Below are 711 nucleotides of genomic sequence, written 5' to 3' on the forward strand. Positions count from 1 at the left end.
TATCAACCTTACTTGTTAGATGATTTTCTACATAGTTTTTCCGATTTAATAAAAACTGATTTTAAAGGTTTTAACCCAGAAAAAAGTATATTTAATACATCTTTTAAACCTAAAACAAGGCAATTAACTAAAACACTTAATTATGATGTTTGGGAATAAAAAAAAACAATTAGTCTGGCTGCTTTTTGGTGTTGTTATTCTTGGCTACTTATACAGATATAGTCCCTATAAAATTGAAGGTATAGGTTATTATAATAAAATTTGGGCACATAGAGCTAATTCTATAGATAAGGCAAATTCTGCTGCTAATTACTTTAACGGATTTGAATTGGATTTAATATATAATGAAATTTCTAATACGTTTGATATAAATCATCCAACAACAGAAAGTATAGGTTTAACTTTTGAAACATATTTAAATAAAATAGAGGTAAATGAGCAGCCATTTATGTGGTTAGATATTAAAAACCTAAAAACTGATAATTCAGCTTTAATTTTTAAGAGATTAGATATGCTTTTCTCTAAAAATAATTTTAAAAAATCTAAAGCTTTAGTCGAATCAAAATATCCTGAAGCTTTAGAAATATTTAATGCTTTTGGCTATAAAACTTGTTATTATTTACCAACAAAGTTATATACAAGCTCTAAAAAGGAATTAAGTGAACAAATAAATATAATTAAATCTAAACTAAAAAAACAACCTTATTTAGC

The 711-nt window shown here is 24.6% G+C and carries 1 protein-coding gene; it reads left to right on the forward strand.

The annotated features are described in order from the left end of the window. Positions 1-142: 142 nt before the first annotated feature. The coding region (locus ACFDSN_RS03990; protein WP_375238537.1) for a hypothetical protein at positions 143-711 on the forward strand (569 nt) is incomplete at its 3' end.

The organism is Aurantibacter sp. (genome assembly GCF_042094015.1).
Classification (GTDB): domain Bacteria; phylum Bacteroidota; class Bacteroidia; order Flavobacteriales; family Flavobacteriaceae; genus Aurantibacter.